The 24,467-nt window shown below is 56.0% G+C and carries 23 protein-coding genes; 7 read left to right on the top strand and 16 right to left on the bottom strand.

The window, feature by feature from the left end; translation table 11 throughout:
• Positions 1–842: 842 nt before the first annotated feature.
• Entirely contained in the window at positions 843–1,379 is a 537-nt protein-coding gene (locus tag Poly41_RS24415) for a type 1 glutamine amidotransferase domain-containing protein (RefSeq protein WP_146529853.1), read from the bottom strand.
• A gap of 294 nt (positions 1,380–1,673) precedes the next feature.
• Here Poly41_RS24415 and Poly41_RS24420 point away from each other — a divergent pair, with 294 nt between their 5' ends.
• A complete protein-coding gene (locus Poly41_RS24420) occupies positions 1,674–1,853 on the top strand; it encodes a hypothetical protein (RefSeq protein WP_146529855.1) in 180 nt (59 codons plus the stop codon).
• A 977-nt stretch (positions 1,854–2,830) separates the two neighbouring features.
• Here the strand turns inward: Poly41_RS24420 and Poly41_RS24425 are convergent.
• From Poly41_RS24425 to Poly41_RS24435, 3 genes are all read right to left on the bottom strand, one after another.
• Complete coding sequence (locus Poly41_RS24425) at positions 2,831–3,169, bottom strand: P-II family nitrogen regulator (protein ID WP_146529857.1); 339 nt, start codon at positions 3,167–3,169, stop codon at positions 2,831–2,833.
• Between the two features lie 404 nt (positions 3,170–3,573).
• A complete protein-coding gene (locus tag Poly41_RS24430) occupies positions 3,574–5,043 on the bottom strand; it encodes an ammonium transporter (protein ID WP_146530205.1) in 1,470 nt (489 codons plus the stop codon).
• A 644-nt stretch (positions 5,044–5,687) separates the two neighbouring features.
• The gene (locus tag Poly41_RS24435) at positions 5,688–7,085 is read right to left on the bottom strand and encodes a porin (protein WP_146529859.1); all 1,398 of its coding nucleotides are present in this window, start codon (positions 7,083–7,085) and stop codon (positions 5,688–5,690) included.
• A 465-nt stretch (positions 7,086–7,550) separates the two neighbouring features.
• Between Poly41_RS24435 and Poly41_RS24440 the strand changes: the two genes are divergently transcribed.
• Complete coding sequence (locus Poly41_RS24440; RefSeq protein ID WP_146529861.1) at positions 7,551–8,906, top strand: beta-ketoacyl-[acyl-carrier-protein] synthase family protein; 1,356 nt, start codon at positions 7,551–7,553, stop codon at positions 8,904–8,906.
• 45 nt (positions 8,907–8,951) lie between these two features.
• Here the strand turns inward: Poly41_RS24440 and aroA are convergent, their stop codons facing one another.
• The 5 genes from aroA to smpB all read right to left on the bottom strand — a co-directional run bounded on the left by aroA (position 8,952) and on the right by smpB (position 13,570).
• Positions 8,952–10,421, bottom strand: coding sequence for a 3-phosphoshikimate 1-carboxyvinyltransferase (aroA, locus tag Poly41_RS24445; protein WP_146529863.1), 1,470 nt, complete (start codon positions 10,419–10,421; stop codon positions 8,952–8,954).
• Between the two features lie 40 nt (positions 10,422–10,461).
• Positions 10,462–10,731 carry a hypothetical protein gene (locus Poly41_RS24450; RefSeq protein ID WP_146529865.1) on the bottom strand — a complete coding sequence of 90 codons (270 nt, stop codon included), beginning with the start codon at positions 10,729–10,731 and terminating at the stop codon, positions 10,462–10,464.
• A 153-nt stretch (positions 10,732–10,884) separates the two neighbouring features.
• Positions 10,885–12,249, bottom strand: a complete 1,365-nt coding sequence (locus Poly41_RS24455; RefSeq protein ID WP_146529867.1) for an ABC transporter permease — start codon at positions 12,247–12,249, stop codon at positions 10,885–10,887.
• 77 nt (positions 12,250–12,326) lie between these two features.
• Positions 12,327–13,025 (bottom strand): ABC transporter ATP-binding protein, encoded by a 699-nt coding sequence (locus tag Poly41_RS24460; RefSeq protein ID WP_231615902.1) that lies wholly within the window; start codon positions 13,023–13,025, stop codon positions 12,327–12,329.
• 41 nt (positions 13,026–13,066) lie between these two features.
• A complete protein-coding gene (smpB, locus tag Poly41_RS24465) occupies positions 13,067–13,570 on the bottom strand; it encodes an SsrA-binding protein SmpB (protein WP_146529869.1) in 504 nt (167 codons plus the stop codon).
• 143 nt (positions 13,571–13,713) lie between these two features.
• On the opposite strand from smpB, the gene lipA reads away from it, so the two are divergent.
• Complete coding sequence (gene lipA / locus Poly41_RS24470) at positions 13,714–14,628, top strand: lipoyl synthase (RefSeq protein ID WP_146529872.1); 915 nt, start codon at positions 13,714–13,716, stop codon at positions 14,626–14,628.
• A gap of 16 nt (positions 14,629–14,644) precedes the next feature.
• Here the strand turns inward: lipA and Poly41_RS24475 are convergent, their stop codons facing one another.
• Positions 14,645–15,340 (bottom strand): HAD family hydrolase, encoded by a 696-nt coding sequence (locus Poly41_RS24475; protein WP_197231600.1) that lies wholly within the window; start codon positions 15,338–15,340, stop codon positions 14,645–14,647.
• 176 nt (positions 15,341–15,516) lie between these two features.
• Between Poly41_RS24475 and ubiE the strand changes: the two genes are divergently transcribed.
• From ubiE to mqnE, 4 genes are read left to right on the top strand one after another with little or no spacing between them, the layout of a single operon-like run.
• Positions 15,517–16,356: a bifunctional demethylmenaquinone methyltransferase/2-methoxy-6-polyprenyl-1,4-benzoquinol methylase UbiE gene (gene ubiE, locus Poly41_RS24480; protein WP_231615903.1), complete on the top strand. Its 840-nt coding sequence runs from the start codon at positions 15,517–15,519 to the stop codon at positions 16,354–16,356.
• Positions 16,356–17,036: a UbiX family flavin prenyltransferase gene (locus tag Poly41_RS24485; protein ID WP_146529876.1), complete on the top strand. Its 681-nt coding sequence runs from the start codon at positions 16,356–16,358 to the stop codon at positions 17,034–17,036. The genes ubiE and Poly41_RS24485 overlap by 1 nt, the downstream gene beginning before the upstream one ends.
• Positions 17,033–17,941, top strand: coding sequence for a UbiA-like polyprenyltransferase (locus Poly41_RS24490; RefSeq protein WP_146529878.1), 909 nt, complete (start codon positions 17,033–17,035; stop codon positions 17,939–17,941). Before Poly41_RS24485 ends, Poly41_RS24490 begins: the two co-directional genes overlap by 4 nt.
• Before the next feature lie 5 nt (positions 17,942–17,946).
• Positions 17,947–19,104, top strand: a complete 1,158-nt coding sequence (gene mqnE / locus Poly41_RS24495) for an aminofutalosine synthase MqnE (RefSeq protein ID WP_146529880.1) — start codon at positions 17,947–17,949, stop codon at positions 19,102–19,104.
• Here the strand turns inward: mqnE and Poly41_RS24500 are convergent.
• The 6 genes from Poly41_RS24500 to Poly41_RS24525 all read right to left on the bottom strand — a co-directional run bounded on the left by Poly41_RS24500 (position 19,097) and on the right by Poly41_RS24525 (position 24,396).
• Complete coding sequence (locus Poly41_RS24500; protein ID WP_146529882.1) at positions 19,097–19,309, bottom strand: hypothetical protein; 213 nt, start codon at positions 19,307–19,309, stop codon at positions 19,097–19,099. The genes mqnE and Poly41_RS24500 overlap by 8 nt on opposite strands.
• Positions 19,287–20,123: a hypothetical protein gene (locus Poly41_RS24505; protein WP_146529884.1), complete on the bottom strand. Its 837-nt coding sequence runs from the start codon at positions 20,121–20,123 to the stop codon at positions 19,287–19,289. Before Poly41_RS24505 ends, Poly41_RS24500 begins: the two co-directional genes overlap by 23 nt.
• A 310-nt stretch (positions 20,124–20,433) precedes the next feature.
• Positions 20,434–21,333 (bottom strand): serine/threonine protein kinase, encoded by a 900-nt coding sequence (locus Poly41_RS24510; RefSeq protein ID WP_146529886.1) that lies wholly within the window; start codon positions 21,331–21,333, stop codon positions 20,434–20,436.
• Between the two features lie 109 nt (positions 21,334–21,442).
• Positions 21,443–22,327, bottom strand: a complete 885-nt coding sequence (gene accD, locus Poly41_RS24515) for an acetyl-CoA carboxylase, carboxyltransferase subunit beta (protein WP_390621480.1) — start codon at positions 22,325–22,327, stop codon at positions 21,443–21,445.
• Positions 22,328–22,414: 87 nt separating this feature from the next.
• Entirely contained in the window at positions 22,415–23,560 is a 1,146-nt protein-coding gene (gene hemW / locus Poly41_RS24520) for a radical SAM family heme chaperone HemW (protein WP_231615904.1), read from the bottom strand.
• Positions 23,557–24,396: an MBL fold metallo-hydrolase gene (locus Poly41_RS24525; protein ID WP_146529888.1), complete on the bottom strand. Its 840-nt coding sequence runs from the start codon at positions 24,394–24,396 to the stop codon at positions 23,557–23,559. The genes hemW and Poly41_RS24525 overlap by 4 nt, the downstream gene beginning before the upstream one ends.
• Positions 24,397–24,467 lie beyond the last annotated feature (71 nt).

Below are 24,467 nucleotides of genomic sequence, written 5' to 3' on the forward strand. Positions count from 1 at the left end.
GCTGTGTTGGTGATAGTCCAGTCCGACGTGATAGGTTATTTTCGACATTGCTCGTTGCTCCGAGTGAAATCAGGGGAAGTTAGATATCACTTGGTTTTACTCTGCAGCGAGCATTTCATCCCCATCTACGTTAGTTATGATCCCACGATGCTTAGTGAGTGAGGCCAGAACCATCGTAGAGCTCACCATGTCGGCCACGACGGGCATCTGGGTCCACAACACTTAAAGTTCGGTGACCGCCCTTAGGATTTTGGCAGTCACCGACGATCTTGCCGATCACGGCCAACATCCGCAATCGTAGACTGGCCAGCAGTACTATGGTTGAGGGCACGGCGATGTTGGCGATGACATGCGTGGCCTCTTTAAGACGAAGTCGATCCTCGCAAAGTATCGAAGGACCTCTAAATTGAACATTCGCAGTGGTGGTATCGCTGGCTGCCCTTGGTCACGACTGTAATACTATTCCAACTCGGGAGCGAAACTTTCTCACGGGATCAATTCCAAGGCATCCAACAGGGGATGCTCGTTGGATAGCAATTGATTGCAGTACTCAACATCCCGCAGACCGAGATCCTCAAACCAGCCACAACCGTCCCGAAGCATTCTTATAACTCCAGACCGCCAACCTAAGAAAGAACTCGGACGCCTGATGTAATTCCACCCACCACAATACAGAAGACTAATTCAGCAGTCTCCTACGGCGTCGGAAAGCTCTCTTGCTGTTAGCTGACCGTAGGTGCGCTATCGTGCTGCGACGGCTGATGGCTTGAAATCCCTTCCGGGATAGAGAACGACCTGTGTCTAGCTGACAAGCTTTTGCTTCAGGCTACGAATAATCTGGGCTAGCTCATTCGCTTGATGATGGCCCGGCAAAAATCGGGCAGATCATCCGGACGCCGGCTGCTGATGTGGTGTCCATCGACGACCACAGCGGCATCTTCGTAGCTCGCTCCAGCGTTGACCAAATCGTCTTTGATCCCAGGCGAACCGGTCACGCGAACGCCACGATAAACACCTGCTGAAATAGGAATCCAGCCGCCGTGACAGATGGCCGCGATCGGTTTGAGTGCGGTGTCGAAGTTACGCACCAGCGCAAGGACCAAGGGATCACGTCGAAGCTTGTCCGGCATGAACCCGCCGGGCACGACCAATGCATCGAAGTCGGTTTCGGAAACCTCTTCAAAGGCTTTGTCGCTGATGCAAGGGTACCCGTGTTTTCCGTTGTACAGCGTGTTGGCCTGGGGGCCCGCAACGACGGTGGTTGCACCGGCTTCTTCGAGTCTGAGCTTTGGATACCACAATTCCAAATCTTCGTAGATTTCCCCCGTGAAAAGGAGAACACGTTTTCCGCTCAGCGGCATCGATTCGTTACGATTCATCGTAGATCCATTGTTGTGGGGAAAGTAATGACGTCTTTGAAGAAGGTAGCCTTCGCTTCGAGCAATTCCACTTATCCTCGATGGACTCTCGTCGTCCAGGTGAAACCTAGCAGCAGGTTGTGCCAGGTTTTACCCCGGCCACGTACTTATGGAAAACGCTCAGTGCTTTGTCGCAGGTCCATTTTAGGGTAGTGGATCTTCAACGGCGTGTCGATTTAGTCCGCGTTGCGATCGACACCTCAGCATGTCGCGTCAAAATATCGACCACAACATTGTACGCCGTTACCGTGTACCGTGTCTCAGGTCACGAGTCGCTTGTACGAAATCACAGTCCATCAAGTCCCCGGTGACGTGAATCAAGTGGTGGTCGAAGCGTTCAATCCGTCGAACGACTTGCTCGGCACAGCAAGCTTGGAACTCTCGAACGGTGCGACTCCAACGACGGTAATCAATAGCCCAGGAACTGCGAAATGAATCGATTCACGACACTCTTACTAGTCTCTGCTTTTGCCAGTTGTGACCCTGTTTTTGGGCAGCAAGAGCCGCTTCGGGTTGATGCCGGCTTCTCGGGAAAAGTGGCCGAGGCGATGGTGCTTCGCGATTCGATCAAGAATGGAGCGTTCGAATATGAACTAGAAATATCTCCTCCAGGTGCTACTCAGGTTCAGCAGAAAACGACTGGGAGCTATTATTTTGATTATGAGTCGGAGCGGTCGCTTCATTTGTTGTCAGTTGCAACTCGACAGGAGGGGACCGGCGAAATTGAAACCAGAAGAGGCGTTGGACTTCAGACTCGCGAGACCACTGCGATCCAGGAGCCAGAGAGTACCAAGCTACGCGTGAAAGGTACCGTGCCTGGGCAGAATTACCGAGTCATGATGCCCTTTGAATTTCGAGCATTCGGTTACGCCTTTTTCGGCAACTACCGCAATCGCCATTCCTTTGAAGAAGTTCTGTCATCCTATCTGGTCTGGCATGATCCCCAGATTGTTTCCCAGGAATCCGGTGTAATCCACTACGATGCTGGGGAAGTTAAGTTTTCGATGGAGACCGAGAAAGACTATTGGCTCTCGTCGCATGAGTTCATTCGAAACCGATACGAAATGGTCGATGGAACATCCGATGGAAAAAACTCAACGAAAAACTTGACGACGATACGTTTACCGTCGACAGAGTCGGAATATATCCGTTGCGATGGAACAGGTTCTCCCGAGGGTGACTTCTTGACGGAATCCTTTGATACAGAGGAGATCGACTGTGTTTTGTTTAGATATTGCAAAGCGGATTGTGAGATTCTCTCGGCCGTCGTCGATCCGTCCGCGCCTATTCTAACCCGCTTGGCCGTTTGCAAGTCAAGTAGCCAAACCCCCTTCCCCTCTCTTCCCTTCCGGTCAACGCCATTGAAGACAGCCTCCATTCTACGTCGGGACAAAGCATTAGGACTCTTCGGTTTAGATGGCTTCGCTGCCCCGCTCGCCGGTTCGAATTCGGATGCAGTCGTCCATGGGCAGGACAAAGATCTTGCCGTCGCCAATCTCGCCGGTGTGTCCGCCTTGCAGAATCGCGTCGACCGTCGGTTTGACGAACTCTTCGTTGACCGCAATCTGTAGTTGAACTTTTCGTAGCAGATTGACGCTGAATTCGTGACCTCGATAAACCCCCGTTTGGCCCTTTTGGCGACCGAATCCTTGACAATCCATCACGGTCAAACGAAACACGTCGACCTTGGTGAGTGCCTCTTTGACCGCTTCGAGTTTGCTCGGTTGAATGATGGCGATGATCAGCTTCACGGGACTACTTCGTGCAGGGGAGATCGGAGTGACGACGCATTTTAGTCGTCAGCCTCGCCCCCGGTTAGGGGTTGTCGGTTTGAGCGGGTCGGGAGTAACCAAAAAAGAGCCGGCCTGCTTCTTGCGAAGCGGGCCGGCTCGATCGAGACCCTCTTGGTTGCCACAGGTTGGAAGAAAAACCCCGACCCGTGCCGAATGAGGCGGACATTCGTCACGGGTCATTGGGGCTTCTTCTGGCCCAGGCAAGAGCCAAGAAGTCAACGTTTTGCAAGTTCCTCAAACGTGGAGTTGGGTCCGTTTTTCTCACCGGGCTGCTCCGCCAGAACACAGCCTTGAGATCCTATCTCGTGTGAATCTGGCGGAGCTGCGGTGGTAGTTCGTTCCTCAGCTGAAAAGCCAATCGACTAAGCGATCGCTCCCCCTGAGATTGCGTCGGATGGGTAGGCGTGCATGCCATGCTCCGAAATATCCAAACCGGCTGCTTCTTCTTCTGGCGAAACCCGGAGGAAGCCGATCGCCTTGAGCAAAAAGAATAGCCCACCCATTGTGATGAAGGCCCATGCACAAATCACCAACGTTGCGAAGGCCTGGATTCCGATAAAGGCTCCCACGGATTCCACCCCATCAGGCAGGTCGCCAAAGATCCCGGTGGCGATACCACCCCAAACACCACACAAGCCGTGGACCGGCCATGCACCGACCGGGTCGTCGATGTGAAGCTTATCGAGTAAGACAATCCCGATGACCACCAACGCTCCACCAATCGCACCAATCACAATCGATTCAACTTGGCTGACGCGGTCACAGTTTGCAGTGATCGCAACCAAACCACCGAGGACACCGTTGAGGGCCATGGTGAGGTCCGGTTTGCCGAACAAAGTCCAACCGGTAAGCAAGGCAACGATGGCACCAGCGGCGGCGGAGATCGTTGTCGTGACAGCAATGTAAGTGGTCGCCTCTGCGTTTGCAGCACCCGAGTAAGTCAGTTGGCTACCTGGATTGAAACCGTACCAACCCACCCACAGAATGAACACGCCAAGTGCGGCAAAGGCGATGTTGTGCCCCGGCAAGGGAACGCTTTTTCCATCCGCGGTATAGCGTCCAAGCCTCGGTCCAAGTGCAATGGCACCGGCAAGACCTGCGAAACCCCCAACCGCGTGGACGACGACACTGCCGGCGAAGTCTTGGAATCCCATCGCGTCAAGGAAGCCACCTCCCCATTTCCAGGAACCGCTAATCGGATAGATCAAGCCGGTTAACAATGCACTGTAGATCAAGTAAGCACCAAACTTCATTCGGCCAGCAACTGCACCCGAGACAATCGTCGCTGCGGTCGCCGCGAAAGCAACTTGGAATAAGAAATCAGCAGAGTTCGACGCGTAAGCGCCATCAGAGTAGGCGGGAGCCGATGCCCAGACTTCTTCGCCGTTCACTTCTTCAATCTGAGCATCACGAGAGATGAAGGACCCAGGCGATCCCAAATAGCCCTCCGCGATCCAAGACCCCGGATACATCAGTGCGTAGCCAATCAGCAGAAAGAGCAGCACGCCAACGGCGAGGTCCATCACGTTCTTGGCAAGAATGTTGACGGTGTTTTTGGCAGAGTTCATTCCGACTTCGACCATCGCGAAGCCTGCTTGCATGAACAGAACCAAAACCGCACAGACGAACATGATTAAGGTGTTGATCGCATAATCGTTTGAGTCGTCGTAAGAGAGGTCGGAGACCTTGTCGCCGGCATTCCAGCCGACCGGTGCCGCGTCCTCCGCAGCATCGACTGCGCCCGCGTCGGTTGCCTCCGCAACCTCCGTGACTGCCGCTGGCTCGTCCTGAGCCGAAGCGACCGACGCGAGCGTCAAGCCGACTCCCATCATCCCCAAACACACGAACACGGTGAGCACTGGAGCTCGAAAATGTTGTAACATCGACATCGCCTACTTTCTTCTTTTGAGAGGTGAAACCATTTGGATTGGTGAATTGCGACAGCTGCAAAACGCCAAAAATTTTGAAGCGGCGGACGCTTCTGGTTTCTCACCATCAACTCCTGCCCGGGCCATTTTTCATTGCTCGCGAGCTAATCGCTGAAGAAACAGGATCCGCCGTTCTATGTTTTGCTGGTGAGCAATCGCCGGGCCAAATCAGCGGAAGACGGCTTGATTGATGTCGTAAACGGTTCCGACAAAAGGCTTTAAGATATTGAGGAATTTGCGTTTCGTCGCTGCAACCGGCCCAATGCGCATGACGTGAGCCTCGTGCTTAAGCATCTAGCACAGGCATTGCCTAGTTAGCGGGCATCGCAATTGTGGATTTCGATCCGACCTGGAATGAGACGTTCACCGATGCACAGAACGGCATAGCGATCGCTCCGAAGGACTTCGCCCACCCAAAGGGAGAGAGAAGCGATACGACACGACCTTCGACGGAGGGGGGACTCCTTCGGGGTAAGACGAAAAAAGACGAGCCCCCGCTTACGCAAGAGGCCCGCCTTTTCAGGATCGTCGTCGTTTCGTATCGGAAACTAATAGGTAATCACGGTGTCGATGCCAAACGTGGTCTGGGTGTTGGCGTTGTCCTGAAGTAGCGGGTCCCCAATCGCTGCAAGCCAGTCGCGATTCCCGTAAACCCAGTCATAGCGGATTTCAGGGCGGACAACCACATTCGCATGCGGTCGAACATTGACCCCCAGTGTGAGTGCGTAGACATCGAAATCTTCGCTGGCTGGGTCATACCCTGCTGCGACGATCGCTGCAGCGTCAGCGGGATTCGCAGCATCGGGGTCTGCGTAGCCACGACTGTCCGCTTGAACCTGCCACCATTCCATGCGGGCTCCGATGGAGATGCAGTCGTTGATTTCTCGGATCAAGTACTGGTTGATTCCAAAGGTATCGCGAACAGTCTGCTCATCCCGATCGTCGCTGGTCAGCAAGTCGGTTTGAAAAACGTATTGCAATTTGTCCGTCAGCGCGATGTCGGCAACGACCGAATGCATGTAGCCTTGTTCAAAAGCATCGAGGTTATTGGCGAACACACCGCCAACCGCCGAATAGGTCAACGTCACGTCGTCGTTGAGCGATAAAGAGGCACCACCCAAGAACGCGTCACCATTGTCTTCAAAGCCACTGTCCCAGCCCAGTACATAGCCACCGAACAGCTCTAACTTTTCCATTCCCGAATAGGTCGCTAACGCACCGGTATGGGTGAACGGTTCGCTGTTGTACATCGTGTAGGCGTGGCTATAGAAGAAGTTTCCGGTCGCTTGGACCACTTCCCATCCGATGATCGTATAAAAGTGGCCTGCCTTGACCGACCAATCGCCATAGCCCGCTTCCATGTATAGTTGTGGGATCGCGTGACCATAGTCGGGTCCGTTGTCCCATTGGTTATCCCAATGGTTGTTGTCGATTCCGAATGCTTGCGTATCGGGACCGTCTGTACCGTAAAGGTAATCGATGCGGCCACCGATGTCGAAACCGCACGAGGTATCGATTGCTTTTTCCGCATACAGCCACGCTTGATGGACCTGTGCTTCGTTGGCACGATTGTTGAACAACGGCAAGGATTTATTGTTGTAGCCAACACTGACCCAACCGCCAACGGAGAAGTTTCCGCATTCGCCGAACAACATGCACGGGTCGCCCAAGTTGCACTCGCAAGCGCTGTCAAAAATGCTGCCACAATCGTCTTCGCATCCGACTTCGCAACCCTCCATGCAGCCCGTGCCAAAGCTGGTATCGGCGACGCCACAGTTGCACGCACCTGCGCAACCGCAAACCGATTCGCCGACTTCAAGGTAACCGACCTGAGCGATTGGGTTGGCGGTGTTCGCGTCGCCTACGTCGTAAACGTTCTGTCCTTCGGCGGCAAAGCCAGTGCCAGCGCAAAGCATGGCGAGTAGTGCCAGGTAGTTCTGTTTCATTTTCGCGGACTCCCCCATCCGTAAACCTTGTCCGATCACGATGCAACCATGCAATGTGATACGGTGTTTTGCAAGCAATCGAACCCTTTGACGAAAAGGTTCGTGGTTTTGCCAATCATCGCCGCTGGCTGTCGCGCTATGCTCCAGCCGCACAACGGGTCCTGATCGCCTAGCTGGATTTATCGGCACCACCGGAAGCGAAAGTTGAGGCTCAGCCGTCCCGAATCGAGTATCGGTTAAACCAACCTTCATCATTTGGTAAGATCTGACGGTCAGGCAGGTCGGGTGGGGCTTTGGTGGCGATTCCGTTAGGCTGCCAGCGAGTAAATCGACGTCCGCCCTGGTAACTCGGTGCGCGAGGAATCATACTTGCAGGGCGTCCGGCACCGACAGAATGCCCGGTCGGTGTAGGGATTTTCGCCACCCAGTTGCCCCAAACCTCTCGTTATTCACGTAAACGCGAACATGCCGGAAAAACGAATCGTCATCACCGGTGCGGGAGTTGTATCGCCGATTGGAATTGGGCACGCCGATTTTTTTGATGCGGTTTTGCGTGGGGATTCGGGGATCCGGTCGCTCGAAGACCGGGATGACGACGGGCCGACGCCGCCGGACGAATCGAACGATCCTGGGATTTGGATCGGAGCCCCGGTGATTGGTTTCGATGCAAAACGCTTTGTGAAGCCGCGCAAGGCGATTAAGGTGATGTGCCGCGAAATCCAGTTGTCGTTTGCAGCATCGATGATGGCGGTTGACGACGCGGGGCTGTCGGGCGATTTACCGGCTTCCAGCGACGGTCCAATCCGGCCAGATCAAATCGGTACGGTTTTTGGCAGTGAAATGCTGTTCGGCCCCCCCACAGAGCTGGTGGATGCCTTTATCGATTGCATCTCTGAGAACGGTAGCGTCATTGAATCGCAGTTCGGTGCCGCCGCGATGCGCAAAGTGATGCCGCTGTGGATGTTGAAGTACCTTCCCAATATGCCGGCCTGCCATGTCGGCATCGCGTTGAATGCGCACGGGCCAAACAACACCCTTGTCCTCGGTGACACATCGGCCCCAGCGGCGATGATGGAAGCGATTTCGTGCATTCAGCGGGGCACCGCGACTTGGGTGATGTCAGGCGGTTGCGGGACGCGGATCAACACCACTCGGATGAATTACCGCAACGATTTGCCAACGGCGGATGTCTCGGATCCGATCTCGGCGTCGTCACGCCCCTACGATCAAGCGTCCGCAGGTGTCGTTGGCGGCGAAGCCGCAGTTTCGTTTGTCTTGGAATCGATGGAGACGGCGAGATGCCGCGGTGCAAACCCGTTGGCGGAAGTGGTGGCGATGGCGTCCCGGTTTGTTGCTTCGGGAGGCATGTCCTTGGCGAAACGTTCCAACCTGAATCACCCCAGCGGCATTCGCGGTTCGGCTCAAGCGATCGAATTGGCGGTCGGCGAGGCCATCCGCAAAGCTAACCTTGCTACGGCGGATATCGGGTTTGTCGTCAGCCATGCGATGGGCGATCCGCTGATGGATGAGCAAGAACGCCGTGCGTTGGAGCGCTGCTTGCCGGGGGTTCCTCTGGTGACACCGATCGGTTTGGTCGGACACTGTGGCGCGGCAAGCGGGTCGATTGAAGTCTTGGTGGCGGTCGTGGCGCTTTCTCGAAAGGTCGTACCGCCCTCGATCGTGTTGCCCGAAGCAGGAGCCGCGACCGTCGAGCGGCGTGACGCCCAACCGCTCACTCACGACCACGTTCTTTGCATCAGCCACACGTCCGAAGGGAATGCGATCGCGACGGTGCTCGGCCGAGCGGCTTTGCCGAGTTGAATGCATTTTGGGCGATGAACGCAACGGAGTCGGGGAGCCCGTCGCTTAGCTTCCCTGTTTCGGGCTCGCTTTGGCTTTTGCGGATCCCCAACGGTGTGGACGGCCTAGCAAACGCTCTAAGTCCGCGAAGAATTCCGGGTAGGTTTTCGACGTACAAGAAGGGTCTTCGATCCGAACGGCATCCAGCTTGAGCCCCGCTAGCGACAAACTCATCGCCATGCGGTGGTCATGATAGGTCTTCAAATCGGCCCCCTGCCAACCGGAATCCTGTTGTGGCGGCGTGATCGAGAGCCCATCGTCATGTTCGCTGATCTGGGCGCCAAGCTTGCGAAGCTCACAGGCAAGGTCGCCGATTCGGTCGGTTTCCTTGAATCGGTTGTGAGCGACCCCGCGCACTCGCGTCGGTCCATCGGCGAACAAGGCGACGACGGCTAAGGTTTGGACGGTATCACTGATCGCGTTCATGTCGACGTCGACGCCGCGTAGTGGTTTGCCGACGACCGTGATCGAGTCTGCTTCGTGCAAGACCTCGCAGCCCATCTTTTCAAGCACGTCCACAAACCCAACGTCCCCCTGGATCGCACGGCGAGACAAACCGTTGACCGTGACTCGTCCGCCACTGATCGCTGCGGCAGCCCAAAAGTAGCTTGCCGCCGAAGCGTCCGGCTCGATGCAGTAGTCGCAACCTCGATAGCCGAATCCGCTGGGTTGGGGGAGAGCGGAAATCTCAAACGCAATCGTTTCCCCTTCGGACAATCCCTCGCTCACTACGGTCACGTTGGCGCCGAACGATCTCATGACGTCGACCGTCATGTCGACGTAGGGACGCGATACCAATTCGCCATCGACGACAATCCGCGTTCCGGCGTCGACGGTTGGTTTCGCGGCTCCGATTGGGCGAATCGGGGCCGCCATCATCAGGCCACTCAGGTATTGGCTGCTAACGGATCCCGCAACATGCAGTTGGCCCGGCTTCCAGCCGCCTGAATCGATGTGCACGGGGGGACACCCACCTGGCGATTCGGCACGAATCGATCCGTCCAAGATCGGTTGGATCGCTTGGACCAAGTCGCCGATCGGCCGTTGGTGCATACGCGGAACGCCGGTCAACCGATAGTTGCCACCAAACGCAGACAAGGCTGCCGTCAGAAATCGGACGGTCGTCCCGCTGTTGGCGATGAACAGCGACGCTGTCGCAGGCTTGGATTTCGCAGCAGGAAAGAAAGGCTCTTGTGGGTTTGCAACCTCAATGGTTTTACCCGCGTCATCGACGCGAACCTCCATGCCGATCTTTTGAAGCGCTTCGATCATCACTTCGGTGTCTTCGCTGCGAAGGGCACCGGTAAGTCGCGAGCGTCCCGCAGCGAACGCTGCGCAGATCAGAGCTCGATTGGTCAAGCTCTTGCTACCCGGTGGCGTGATCGAACCCAGCACGGGGCCGCCCGGGACGACTTGGACGTAGGAATCCTGGGCGTCGGAGTTTGAAACGCGGTTTCCCGCGGGAGCCTGATTCATAAATCGGTTCGTTCAGGTAGGATCGAGGGAGGGCAATCGATTAGGTGACCACCCCCGTTTGAGCCGGTACATACAATGCCGCCACGATCATAAAACCGAGCGTTGCGGTGTGAATCAGCCAGGCATCATCGCAATGAATCACCGTTCGAAGCGTGGCCAGCGTCATCACGGCTAGTACGGTAAAAAACTGTCGTTCCGCCCATTTGGCCCAACAGCCATAGCTGACTTTGCTTAAAAACAGAACCGACATGGCCACCATTGGCAAGATGATAGCATCTACGATTCGGAGCAACTGGAGTAGATCGGTCATGAGAAGAGAGTTCCGAGAAGAATCCTTGGGGTGAGCCGCACAGCGGCGTCCATTGCCGCTGGTCGCTTTTCTCATCTTCGGATCGCACAACGATAGGTGAACTTGAGCGATTCTTGAAATTTTTCGAGAAATGGATTCCTTCACCGATGCGAGCTAGGCGGCCAAATTCGAACCCACGTCGGTGCGGTAGGCCGACCAAGCCGGCAAAAACCCGGCTAACAAGGCCAATGCAATCACCAAGGGCAGCACCGCCAATTCGTAGGTGCTGGTCGTGAACATCGTCGCTTGCACGCCGGTTTGCTCTTCGATGTAGCCGCTCGCACACCAAATCGCAAAGTGGGCCAGGAACCAGCCCAACACACCACCGATCAGCGCAATGATAAGACTCTCAGCCAAGATGATCGTCGTCACGGTATCGCGGCGAGCCCCGAGCGCCCGCATCACGGCGATGTCGCGTCGGCGGTCGTTCATCGAGTTATAAATTGCCACCAAGACTCCGACGGCTGCCACGACACAGGTGATCAAGGTGATCGCCAAGAGCGCCTTGAGCAGCGGCCCCACGATCGCGGTCATCAGCTTTGCGATCTCGCCGACGGGTGCCGCAGCTTGTGCTTGCAGCCCTTCATTGATCTTGTTCTGCATCCCGGGTGCAAACATTAAGTTGCCATTGCGGACCAGGATGGACGTGACTTCACGTTGCGGAATTGAAAGCGGTTTGTGTTCGGGGTCGAGCTGTTTCCAATCGTCGTTCTCGACGATCACTTCGTCGCCGGTCAGCGGTTTGGAATGGTTGTTGAGTAAATAGAAACCTTCGAGGTTCACAAAGGTCGCTCGATCGTTGGGGGTTCCGGTCGGGTCAAGGATTCCCACAATTTTGAAACCCTGTCCGTGCCCTTTTCCTTCGGGATCACCGTGCGTTGGATAGAAGACATCCCCGGCGTGCATTCCCATTTCCGAAGCGACTCGCGAACCGAGCACGGCTTCGAAGTAGCCGTTTTCTTGAGTGAATGCTTTGAACGCGCGGCCTTCTTTGAAGGTAAACGGTTCATCGACGTTGGGGCCATGACGCAGCTTTTCAAAGAAATCGGTTGTGGTGCCAACCGCGCGGAATTCCCCGTAGTAATCGCCAAGGGCCAGCGGGATCGCGTAGCCGCCGGCCACGAATCCCACGTACTCGCCGTCACGCTCGCCCAGCTTTGGGTCGCCACCATAGCGGCGAACCATCTCGGCTCGTTCCGGTTTGGAGAAAAATTCCATGTACTCGGTGAACGGCAAGTTCTCGATCGGCTGGCTCAAGTAGTAAACACTGTTGAGCGTTAATTGTAGCGCGCTACCTTTGGGGCCAACGACCAGGTTGTACCCAACGGATGCATTTCGAGAAAACGCTTCGCTGATGATGCCGAAGATCGAAAGGACTAACACGACCAACCCGACACCGAGTGCCAACGACAGCGTGGTCAGCGAACTCGACAAGGAACGGTGACAGAAGTTGCGCCAAGCGATTTGGATCAAGGACATCGGTAGAAGCGGGTGCGTAGGGGGAAGGGGTTTTGAAGGAACGGCTTGAAAGGTTCTCGCGTCCGTTCGCCAAGGGCTTACATCGGATGTGCGAACGCATGGTTGATCTCGTCCAGCTTCTCGATTCGATGGAAACGCTCGGCCACCTCCATGCTGTGAGTCACCATCAACATCGCGAGCTTCTCGTCGATACACGATTGTCGGATTAAATTGAGGACCGCTTCGGCGCTAACCGGGTCGACGTTCGCGGTGGGTTCATCGGCGAGCAGCAATTTTGGTTTTGCCGCCAGTGCTCGGGCGATCGCCACGCGTTGTTGCTGACCGACGCTCAGCTGAGCCGGGCGGTAGTGGGCACGGTCGGCCAGCCCGACCCGGTCGAGCAACTCCAACGCACGGTGGGAATCATGGCGCCCGTGTCCAAACGTCATCCCGAGTCGGACATTTTCGATGGCAGTGAAGGCGGGTAGCAGATTGAAGGTCTGAAAAACGTAACCAATGGTCGAAGCGCGAAATCGGTCACGACCTTGTTCGCTTAGCATCGTCAAGTCCGTTCCCGCCAATCGGATCGAACCGCTGTCGGGTGTGAGCAACCCTGCGATCAGGTGCAACAGCGTTGTCTTTCCCCCACCGCTTTCGCCAATCAATGCAACCTGTTCACCCGATGCGATGGCAAAGTTGGCGACGTCCAAAACCTTCAACCGACCGCCGCCGGGTTGATCGAATGTCTTGACCAGATCGGTGATCTTTAACGTCATGTTGGAGCTTTCCAAGGTCATGGGTTGTTCTTTCTCGGCAGGGGGCAACCGGGGGGGAGCGTTTAGCGACGCCGCATGGCTCGTTGCAGTCCACGTTCGGTATCGCGTTTTTTCAACGTCTCGCGTTTGTCGAAGATCTTCTTTCCTTTGGCCAGCCCCATGACACACTTGGCGATGCCTCGAGCGTTGAAATAGACCCTTAGCGGCACAAGGGTCAAACCCCGCTGCAGCGCCGCACCGGCGAACTTGTCGAACTCACGCGCATGGACCAGCAATTTTCGTGGGCGCCGCGGGTCATGATTCCACATGCCGGCGTTGTTGTAATGAGCGATATCGGAACCGATCAGCCATAATTCGCCAGATTTCACACGAATGTAGGCTTCATCAAGCGACATTTTGCCTTCGCGCATCGATTTCACCTCGCTGCCGATCAACATCAATCCACACTCGACAGAATCGAGGATTTCGTAACGGTGGCGAGCTTTTCGGTTTTCGGTGACGATCGTGAAGCCCGTGTCCGCCTTTTTTCCCGAAGTCGACTTTTTCGATTTTTTGTTCTTTGCCATGGACCCTGTTTTTTCTTTGCATCAAGCCGGGAATTGTAACGCGAAGGGAGGTTCTAGCGCAGACGGGCGGAGCGGCTTCATTACAATGCGATGGTTGTTACCGTTTGGTTCATTCGTTTCGCTCGCATTTCACCCCCCATCCTATGGCTTTTCGCTTACCTGTTGTCGCTGAACCCGAAATGCCTGCCGGAGCGGACCTCAGTGCTTCGGGACGTTTGCCCCGCTGGCTGCGTCGCCCGGTTCCGCGCGGGAATTCCAACCACATGACCAGCGGGCTGCTCGATGAATTGAAACTGGAAACGGTCTGTGACAACGCCAAGTGCCCCAACCGGATGGAGTGTTACAGCCAGCAAACGGCAACCTTCATGATTTTGGGCAACGTTTGCACCCGTCCGTGCGGGTTTTGTGCCGTTCACCGGGGCCGTCCGGAAATGCCGGAATCGGATGAACCGAGTCGAGTGGCCGAAGCTGCCGCTCGATTGGGGTTGAAGCATGTGGTGATTACCAGCGTCACGCGAGACGATTTGCCCGATGGTGGTGCCGAGCATTTTTATCAATGTGTGGTGGCCGTGCGTGAGCAGACCGGGGCGACGACCGAAGTGCTGACGCCCGATTTTATTCACTGCAAAGAATCGCTCGAGCGAGTGATCGAGGCGGAGCCAGACGTGTTCAACCATAATATGGAAACCGTACCGCGGCTGTATCGCCGGGTTCGCGGGCCCAAGAGTGATTATCGTTGGACACTCGAAATGATGCGGCAGGTCAAGCGATACAATGCAGAGGTGGCGACCAAGAGCGGTTTGATGTTAGGGCTGGGCGAGCAGCGTGGTGAATTGCTCGAGGCGTTCGCCGATCTACGCGAGCATGGCGTCGATTTCTTGACGCTCGGTCAATACCTGCAACCGGGCGACAAGTACTTGCCGGTGGTCAGATACCTTCCGCCCGAAGAGTTTGAGGAGCTCGGCGAGATCGCACGCAGCATGGGCTTCAAGCAGGTGGCCAGTGGGCCGTTTGTACGCAGCAGCTACCACGCGCGTGAAATGGCGGAAAACAAGTAGCCGCGGCGAAACCCCTTCACGAAACGAACAGCGAGCAGACCTGGGCGACGTCCGACAAGTCATCGAGAACGACGTGCGGGTTTTCGGCCTCGAGTGCTTGGCGGTCGTAACGGCCGGTGCAAACGCCAATGGTTCGGGCACCGATCGCGTGGCCGCAGCGGATATCCGCTGGTGTGTCGCCAATCACCATCACCTGTTCGGTTGCCTCATCCCCGAAAGCGTCCCGGATGGTTGCCATTGCCCTGCGGGCCAAATCGTCGCGATGGCAATCGTGGTCGCCGCCGACGATCCAGCGAAAATAGCGGCTCAGACCGAAATGGCTGAGCTTGAAAGTAGCGCTTTCATGCAGATTCCCCGTCATTACGCTGACGCAAACACGGGAATCGTCGGCAATGGCGCGGAGCACGTCCATCACGCCGGGAAGTACCTCGCCACCACGTTCGGTGAGCACCGCCGGCAAAAAGGACAAGTAGCGCTGCTGCAATCGTTGGCGGTTCGAATCGCTGGGCGGCAGTTGGTTGCGAATCAACAACTCGTTGAGGATTTGCCGATCGGTCCGCCCGCAAAACGGGATATCGACCCGGGCGGCGTCAAGCTGGAACTCGTCTTCGAGCGCCGATTCCAACGCTCCACGGCCTCCTTCGTTGGTGCGCAGCAGGGTGCCGTCGATGTCAAACAGCAGGGTTCGGATGGTTTGGGTCGGAGAAAGCACGTTTCGGTCAGTTGTGGGGAGTAACAATCATGCGGTCTTTGGAATAGTTTAGAGGTCCGAGTCAAGTCTGTACCTGACCGATCGGTCGGCAACGGACGACGGTTTTCGCCGCGATCGATCGCTCGCCAATGGGGGCATCGCCGCCCCACGCATCTTTCCCGCAACCAGCACATCCTATGACCGCATCGGTTTTCGAACAACACGAAATGGCCCCCATCGACAACGATTCTGCTGACCGTGATTCTGCCGGCGATGATTCCGCCGTGCCCGGCGTTGATAAGAGTGGGACGCGGGTGCGAGAGATGTTTCGTCAAATCGCCCCTCGATACGATGCGATGAACCACCTGTTGTCGCTCAGCATCGACCGCTATTGGCGCTGGCGAGCGGTGCGGCGGTTGCGGATGGAGCCGAACCATCCCGTGCTCGATACATGTACGGGAACGGGTGACTTGGCGATCGCGATCGCCAAAAAGGCACCGCCGTCGGTGCACGTCATGGGCAGCGATTTTTGCACCGCGATGCTGGAAATCGCCTGCCAAAAACGGCGGCCAGGGAAAAGCAGCGAAAACATCGAGTTCATCGAAGCCGATTCGCAAGCGTTGCCCTTTCCTGAAAATACGTTCCAGTGCGTGACCGTCGCGTTCGGATTGCGGAATGTGACCGATACCGATCAGGGGTTACGTGAGATGGTGCGAGTTTGCACCGCTGGCGGCCAGGTGGTGGTCTTGGAATTCTCCCAGCCACGGATGATCGGTTTGCGGCAGCTCTACGGTTTCTACTTTCGCATCATCTTGCCGCGAATTGGTCAATGGTTCGCTCGCAATGACAAATCGGCCTACAAGTACCTGCCCGAGTCGGTGGGCCAGTTTCCTGATGGACAGACGCTCGCCGATCGGATGACAGCCGCTGGGATGGTGCAGGTTCGCTTCACCCCGATGACCTTCGGAGTGGCCACGATTTACGAGGGGAAGAAACCCTCAGTGCGGAACGAGTTGATGAAACAGGGGCAGCCTTGATGTCGGACTTGAATCAAGATTACCCCGTTGTCTTGGCGATGACCGGCGCAAGTGGCGCGATCTACGGGGTTCGCTTGCTGCAGCTCCTCAGCCGCAGCGGGACCGAGGTCCATTTGACGATCAGCCCGAGTGGTGCGGCGGTGATTCGACAGGAATTGGATCTTGAGGTGGATCTCAACGACGCCGACTTGCTGCCGCTTCTTCGCTATGTGCCAAAATGGTCGAATCCGACCGGTGTATCGATGTTGGCGGGTGATTTGCCGGCGGGCGATTTGGCGGCACAGCGTGCGAACATCCACTACCACCGTTACAACGACTATTTCACACCGATCGCCAGCGGTTCGTTTCGCACTTCGGCAATGGTGGTTTGTCCCTGCAGCGGCAGCACGCTGAGTGGGATCGCCCATGCCTCGGCATCGAATTTGATCCAACGAGCGGCGGAGGTTCATTTGAAAGAGCATCGACGGTTGGTGCTGGTGCCGCGGGAAACGCCACTGAGTGTGATGCAGCTGGAGAACATGCAACGAGTTGCGGCGGCCGGAGCGGTGATGTTGCCGGCGATGCCGGGCTGGTATCACGGTGTCGATTCGCTTGATTCGCTCGTCGATTTTATCGTCAGCCGGATTTTGGATCAGATCGGTGTCGACAATTCCCTAATCGGCCGCTGGGGCGAAGCATGAGCACGCGAGATTGGCTTGGGCTGATTCGATTCAGTCACACTCTTTTTGCGCTGCCGTTTGCTGCTTTCGCGGCGGTGATGGCGTTTACCACGCCGCTCGCATCCGCAGACCGGCCGGTATTTCGTGTGCAAGATGCTGTCGGGATTCTGTTCTGCATGGTGTTTGCTCGTAGCGCGGCGATGGCGTTCAATCGTTTGGTGGATCATCGGATCGATGCCGAAAATCCTCGAACGGCCCAGCGGCATTTGCCGGCTGGTTTGTTATCGCGAAACAGCGTGATGGTTTTCACCGTTTTGTGTTCGATCGGCTTTGTTGCTTCCACGCTGTTATTCTGGCCAAACGCGTTGCCACTTGCCGGATCGATTCCCGTGCTGGTTTTTTTGTTTGGCTATAGTTTGGCGAAACGATTTACCGCGGCGTCGCACCTTTGGCTTGGTGTTGCACTGAGTCTGGCGCCGATTTGTGCTTGGGTCGCGGTACGCGGAAACGAAGTGTTGACGAATCCCAGCGATTTGCTGGCCCCCGTTTTGTTGGCGGCGGCGGTAGCGGCTTGGGTGACCGGGTTCGATATCATTTACGCTTGCCAAGACGCTGAGTTTGACACCAAGCTGGGCCTGCACAGTGTACCGGCTCGGTTTGGAGTGGGTGGCGCCTTGCAGATGGCTGCGGTTTGTCATGTGGTGATGCTTGCCTTGTTGGCGTTGTTGCCATGGGTGGCGGGATCCTCGGGGCTGGGCACTTTGTTTTGGATCACGTTGGTGGTCATCACGGTGATGGTCCTGTGGCAACACGCGTTGGTGCGTCCGCACGACTTGGGCCGCGTGAACCAGGCCTTCTTTAATACCAATGCGGCGATTAGTTTGACGTTACTGATTGCAGGCACAGTTGATTGTTTGTGGGTATGAATCGAATGAATCAAGAAACAAAAGCTCGTTTTCGAGAAATCCGAGACAAGGTCGAAGCCGAACAGCGGTTGTCGCTTGAGGATGGGATTTTTCTCTATGATCCCGGGGTCCGGCTTCAAGAAATTGGTGAGCTCGCGAATTGGGTTCGCGAGCGGAAGAACGGAAACGTTGGGTACTACAACATCAACACCCATTTGAATCCGACCAACGTTTGCGTCTATCGATGTCGCTTTTGTGCCTTTCGAAGTGATCTGCGTGACCCCAAGGGCTACGCGATGACCGATGAACAGGTGCTGGATCGAGGACGCGAAGCGACCGAGAACGGCTGCACGGAAATGCACATTGTCGGCGGGCTGCATCACCAAAAAACGTACCACTGGTACCGGAATATAATCGAGCTGTTGCACACGAATTACCCGCAGATTCACTTGAAAGGCTGGACCGCGGTGGAGATCAATTGGTTTGAGTTTCAGACCAAGCAATCGGTCCGCTGGGTGTTGGAAGATTTGATCTCCGTTGGTTTAGGCAGCATGCCGGGTGGAGGGGCTGAGATCTTCCACCCCGAAGTTCGCGACCAATTGTGTGAACACAAAGCGAATACGCACGCATGGCTTGATATTCATCGAACGGCTCACCAAATCGGGCTGCGAACCAACTGCACGATGCTGTATGGGCATGTGGAAAAAGCGTTTCATCGGATCGATCATTTGATCCGGTTGCGTGAACTGCAAGACGAAACCGGAGGCTTCCAAGTCTTCATCCCGTTGGCCTTTCATCCCGAAAATACGAAGTTGTCGGACATCAGGAAACCTTCGGCGCTGATGGATCTGCGGACGATCGCCATCAGCCGGTTGATGCTCGATAACATCCAACACATCAAAGCGTACTGGATCATGTTAGGCGTCGAGACGGCGCAAACGGCCTTGGCCTACGGAGCCGATGATCTTGATGGTACGGTGCGTCACGAGTTGATTTACCACGATGCTGGCGCAACGACACCGGAATGCCTGTCGATTGATAAGATCCGTGGATTGATCAGTGAAGCGGGACGCGAACCCGTTGAAAGAGACACCATCTATCGACGGGTGCACCGTGATTCAAACGATTTCACGAAATGGAACAGCGGCGCTTCGGTCGACGCACAAGCTGCGACGACTACATGAATTGCGTGTTGTCGGTGTGAACGACCATCGCACCGGGCTGCGCCGAATTGGTGCGATAGTAGTCCGGGGCCCAGCGACCCAGTTCCACAAACATGGCGATCACGGCAATCAGCAGAAAGATCACGCTCAGCAGCAGCATGACGGTGTAAACACTCGCTGGCTGTTTGCGACTCTTGGCGGGCTCAGTCGAGGGTAGTGTCGACACGGTCGTTCTCCTGGATGGTTCCTTGACTGTAATCCGGCAAAATCGCGGCGACCGAGTGGTCGGGTTCTACCTTCAGCACTTCCAACTTGCCCACATAGCGACCTTGACGCGTCACTTCGAGCCGGTGACCTTTCCGTAGTCCGTCGTCGTAACCGATGGAAACTTCGACAAGTTTCTTGGGACGATTGATCACAAGAACTGTGCCGTTGCGGTCGGGTGGGGCACCGCCAATGGGCTCGTTGATGTCGATCCCTTTTGCATCGGTGACTTCCTTGTAACGCGTGACCTGGGCCATCAACTGATCGTTGCGATCTTGTTGAATCTGAACGATGCCACGGAGCTTGTTCATGTCGTTGGTCAACTTCAACGTCTGGGTGAACAGTTCATCGCGGTCTTGTTGTTCTTTGCGAATTTGGTCCCGGAGCCGAGCGGTTTCCGAGGTCAACTCTTCCAACTGTTGAGCACGACTGCGATCGGTCTGCGTCAGCACCGTGTTTTGTGCTTCCAATTGTTGAACGCTCGACTCGCTGTTCTGCAATTGGCTTTCGAGTTGATCAAGCTGGGTTTGTAACGCAGCCAGCGCCGTCCGCCGAGCGGCTTGTTCGCGACTCAGCGCTGCACGCGTTCGTTCCGTGGTGTCGCGAAGTTGTTGATTCGTTGATTCGGTGGTCCGAATTTGTGCTTTCAGTCCCGTAGGTCCCATGACCACATCGCGCCAGTTGCGGTGGGATGCATTGACCGCAAGAGCCAACACCATGAAGGTCAAGCTTAGGATCAGGATGATGACTGAGAACGACTTCCCAAGTAGGGTCATTGCGAAGATTCCGTATTACGTTCCGGCCGACAAGAGACGATTGAAGTTTCCGTCGGTCAGGAGCGAGCGATTAACCAAAAACCAGTAAAAGGTCGCCCTTGCCGACAGTATTTGCCTGTTCAGACGAGATTGCCTCACTTAACACGCTATTGAAGTATAGTTAGCGGCGAAATCGAATGTCAACGAATTCATAGGGAAAACCCTGAATCCGAGCTGTGATTGTAAGCGGTGGCCGATTGTACCGGTCGTTTGACGTCTTTGGGTTGCTCGGAACCCATCTCGGCTCCGCCAGAAAAGCACGAAGCCTGGCTCAGTACTCGCCTTTGATCATCCGAATCGATTGCAGGAACTGGTCCATTGTGGGGGTTCGCTCTTCCACCTTTGGCTGAAGTGCCGCCATGATGGCTCGGGCGAGTTTCGGGTCGATGTTGGGGCAATACTGCAACAAATCCTTCGGGGGCGAGGTGTCGTGGTAGAGCGCGGCGCGGCCATTGACCTCATCCCCTTGCCAAGGGTGCTTGAAACTACAAAGGCAATAACAGGTGATCCCGAAGGAAAAAATGTCGACGCGCTGGTCCGTGTGCCGTCGTCGAACGATTTCCGGCGACATGTACAACGGGGTGCCGGTGCGGTTCCCCGGTGCCATGAACGGTGGGGTGGCGGGGATGGTCAGTCCAAAGTCGATCAGCTTGACCCCGCTGATGTCGGGCAGACAAATATAATTGCGCGGACAGATATCTCGATGAATGAAACCGCGAGAATGAACATATTTGAGCGCTTCGCCCATTTCGCGAATGAGCATCAACCTTCGGCCCTCGACCAAGCTCTCCTGCTTTTTGACGATAATGTGCTGTAGACTGGGGCCTTCGATGTATTCCATCACCAAGATCGGCTGGCCCTTGGTCGTCAGGCCGGCTTCGTAGGTTTTGACGATGTGGGCGTGGGACATCCCCATCGCGATTTCCCCTTCGCTCGGCTTGTTCAAGCGTTTGAAGCGGCTCTCGAACAGCTCCATCTTTTCGATGTCGAGCAATTTGACGCCGACGATCCGGTCTTGTTCCCGATCGCGAGCGACGAAGAAGCTACTCATCGTTCCGATCGCGCTGGTGCGCATCCGTTCGAATCTCGCTTCCACGTTGATTCGGCTTGTCGCTTTGGCTGCGGATGCCCCCGAACCGAGCCTCGCTTTAATCGAATCGAAAAGACCCATTGGAATGATGCAACCTCGAAAAAAAACGTTTCAAAGGGGGACCCACCCCCTCTAAACAGCACGACCTCTAAAAGAGAGGGGTCCTTCAGGAAGACCTGCCGAAAGAAACCTACTTTCCACAATAGTCGATGGCGCGAGCAATCTCGGTTTTTAGGCTCTTTCTCGGAACGATCCGGTCGATGTATCCATGTTCCAGCAAGAATTCGCTCGTCTGGAACCCCTCGGGCAGCTCAATCCCGATCGTTGCCTTAATTGTTCGCGGGCCGGCAAATCCGATCAATGCTTTGGGTTCTGCAAAAACCAGGTCGCCGAGCGACGCGAAGCTGGCAGCGACGCCTCCCATGGTCGGATTGGTCAGCACGCTAACAAACAACCCGCAGGCTTCGTCGTAGCGGGCCAGCGCCGCGGTCACCTTGGCCATTTGCATCAGCGACAAGATTCCCTCGTGCATTCGAGCCCCTCCACCGCTGGCGCTAATGATGATCAGAGGCAGCTCCTGTTCGGTCGCAAATTCGACCAAGCGAGTCAGCCGTTCCCCCACGACCGATCCCATACTGCCCATGATGAAGGCACTGTCGGTGACGGCGAACGCAACGCGACGGGCACGGATCATGCCGGTTCCCGTGACCACCGCATCGGTTAAGCCTGTGCGTTTTTGTTCACCCACTAAACGCTCAGAGTATTTCCGTCGATCGGCGAATTCCAGCGGGTCGGTCGAACGGAGGTGCTCGTTCATGGGTTCGAAGGTGCCATCGTCGAGCACCTGCGCGATTCGCTCGTGGGCAGAAACGTAGAAGTGGTACTCGCATTTTGGACAGACATTCAAACGCTGCTCGACCTCTTTTTTATAGACCGAAGCGGAACAGCCTGGACATTTGACCCACAAACCTTCGGGGACGCCGCGTTTCTTGGATTGGCTCATGGGTGTCGAAGTCTCAGCAAGAACGGGGGATTGGGAATGGACGGTTGCCATCGGAGCGGACAGGGGCGACATGGGAAATCGAGGAAAATCGGAATACCGAATGTACTTTATCGAGTTGGCTCGATCGATGCCGCCTCAAATTTTGGCGCTCTGGCGGGGCTACGGCAACAGCTCGGCTGCGACGGCATCGGCGAATAGCAGCCCTGACGGGGTCAATCGAATCCGGTCTTCAGATCGCTCGAGCCAGCCGACCGTGATCGCTTGCTCGATTTCCGCGGCACACTCGCTCCACAGATTGACCCCTGTGTCTCGGCCGATCTCGGTCAAGTCGATCCCATCGATCATGCGGACGCCAAACGCAGCTCGCTCGCGAGCCGATTGCCGCTGCGTCAAGGTTTCGGTTTCTGCGACGGGACTTTCACCTCGTTCCATCCGGTTCAAGTAGGTCGTGGTGCTGCGGTGGTTCACTTCGCGTCGTCCCTCCGAAAACCTCGCTGCGCCGGGGCCCGCTGCGAACCAACCGCGGCCTAGCCAATACGCCATGTTGTGGCGACTGTGAAATCCGGGCAACGCAAAATTGGAAATCTCGTATTGGGCCATGCCCGACTCGGCGGTCAGATGTCGCGTCGATTCGTACATCTTGATTTCCGTTGTTTCACTGACGCTCTTGATTTGGCCGTGCATCCGAGCGTTCCAAAACGGCGTTCCCTTTTCAAAGGTCAAGGCGTAGGCCGACAGATGTTGGACCGGTAAATCCAACACAGTCCGCAAATCGGCTTGCCAATCCCGCAACGTTTCCCCCGGCGCGGCAAAGATCAAATCGATCGAAACGTTGCCAATCACCTCGGCCGCCTGTTCGACCGCGCGAGTCGCTTGTGTGGCAGAGTGGTTACGTTCGAAACGCTTCAGTTTTGCTGTCTGAAACGACTGCACCCCGAGACTGATTCGGTTGACGCCGTACTCCGACAGCACGCGAAGCTTTTCTGTATCCACGTCCTCGGGGTTTGCTTCGGACGTCCATTCGACCGCATCGTCAAAGCGGAAACGTCGCTGCAGGATCTCGAGCAATCGTGCGAGCCGATCGTTTGGCAGATGAGTTGGCGTTCCTCCGCCGAGATACAACGTGTCGACGACGGGGCGATCGAGCGGGGCCAATTCTCGATCGATTGCGTCAAGGAATCGATCGATCAGATCCTCTCGACCGGCGATCACGCTGAAATTGCAGTACCCACAACGATGACGGCAAAAGGGGACATGCACATAGGCAGATCGAGGAATCGGCCAATCGCGGTCGGGTATCGTCAAAGCCAAAGCCTCATGCGACCTTGCATCAGATCCGGCAGCACTTTGCTGACCATTCGTTTCACCTGATTCGTATTGTACCGCGTACTCAAATGCGCCGCGATGATCAATTCATTTTTGAATCGGTCGGCACGTTTGCGGTAGTCGTCGACATGCATGTGCCCATGTTTGTGGATCTTGTCCTTGCGATGCTCCGGTGCAACGAAAGTCATCTCGGTGACCAATACATTTGCCTCATAGAACACGGGATTTTCGTCGAGTCCTGGAGGGGAGGTGTCGCCCGTGTACGCGAACACTGGGACGCGAGTCTCTTGGGTGATCTCGGTCCCCGAGAGTTTCAGATCGCGCAGCTTGTCGCCGTCAAGGCCAACAAATTCAGGTTTTAGTTTGTGCCGTCGTTGGTGCACAACAAACCCAAGCGATTCGATCGTGTGACGCGTCGGCAGTGCCGTCACGACATATTCGCGGCTGATCGACGTTTCGTCGCCTGGTAGCAAGCCGATCAATTCACAGGGCATCGCTCCGCGATCGAGTCGCCGGAACATCTGTAACATGTCCCAGGCGGTATCGACTGCGGAATCGGGTAGATAGATGACTGGGGGATCCATCTTCATCATTCGTCGCCGCGACACGTATGCCGGCAATGCAGCGATGTGATCGAGGTGGGTATGCGAGATAAACAGCGTCGACGTGCCCATGAAGTCCCAGGGCTGAATGCCGCAGTCGAACAAGACCTTGAGTTCGTTGACTCGCCAACACGTTTGCACCGCGGCACGCGAGTAGCCTTCGATCGTCAGACCGTCGTGGTGATGAGAGAGGACGGGAGCGTTTTCAACCATGGAGCGAAACAGGGGGGGATGGACGGGCGATGCGAAGCAGGAAAGGTCGACGGGGCGCGTTGCCAGCGGAT

It is taken from the genome of Novipirellula artificiosorum (assembly GCF_007860135.1).
GTDB classification, from domain to species: Bacteria; Planctomycetota; Planctomycetia; order Pirellulales; family Pirellulaceae; genus Novipirellula_A; species Novipirellula_A artificiosorum.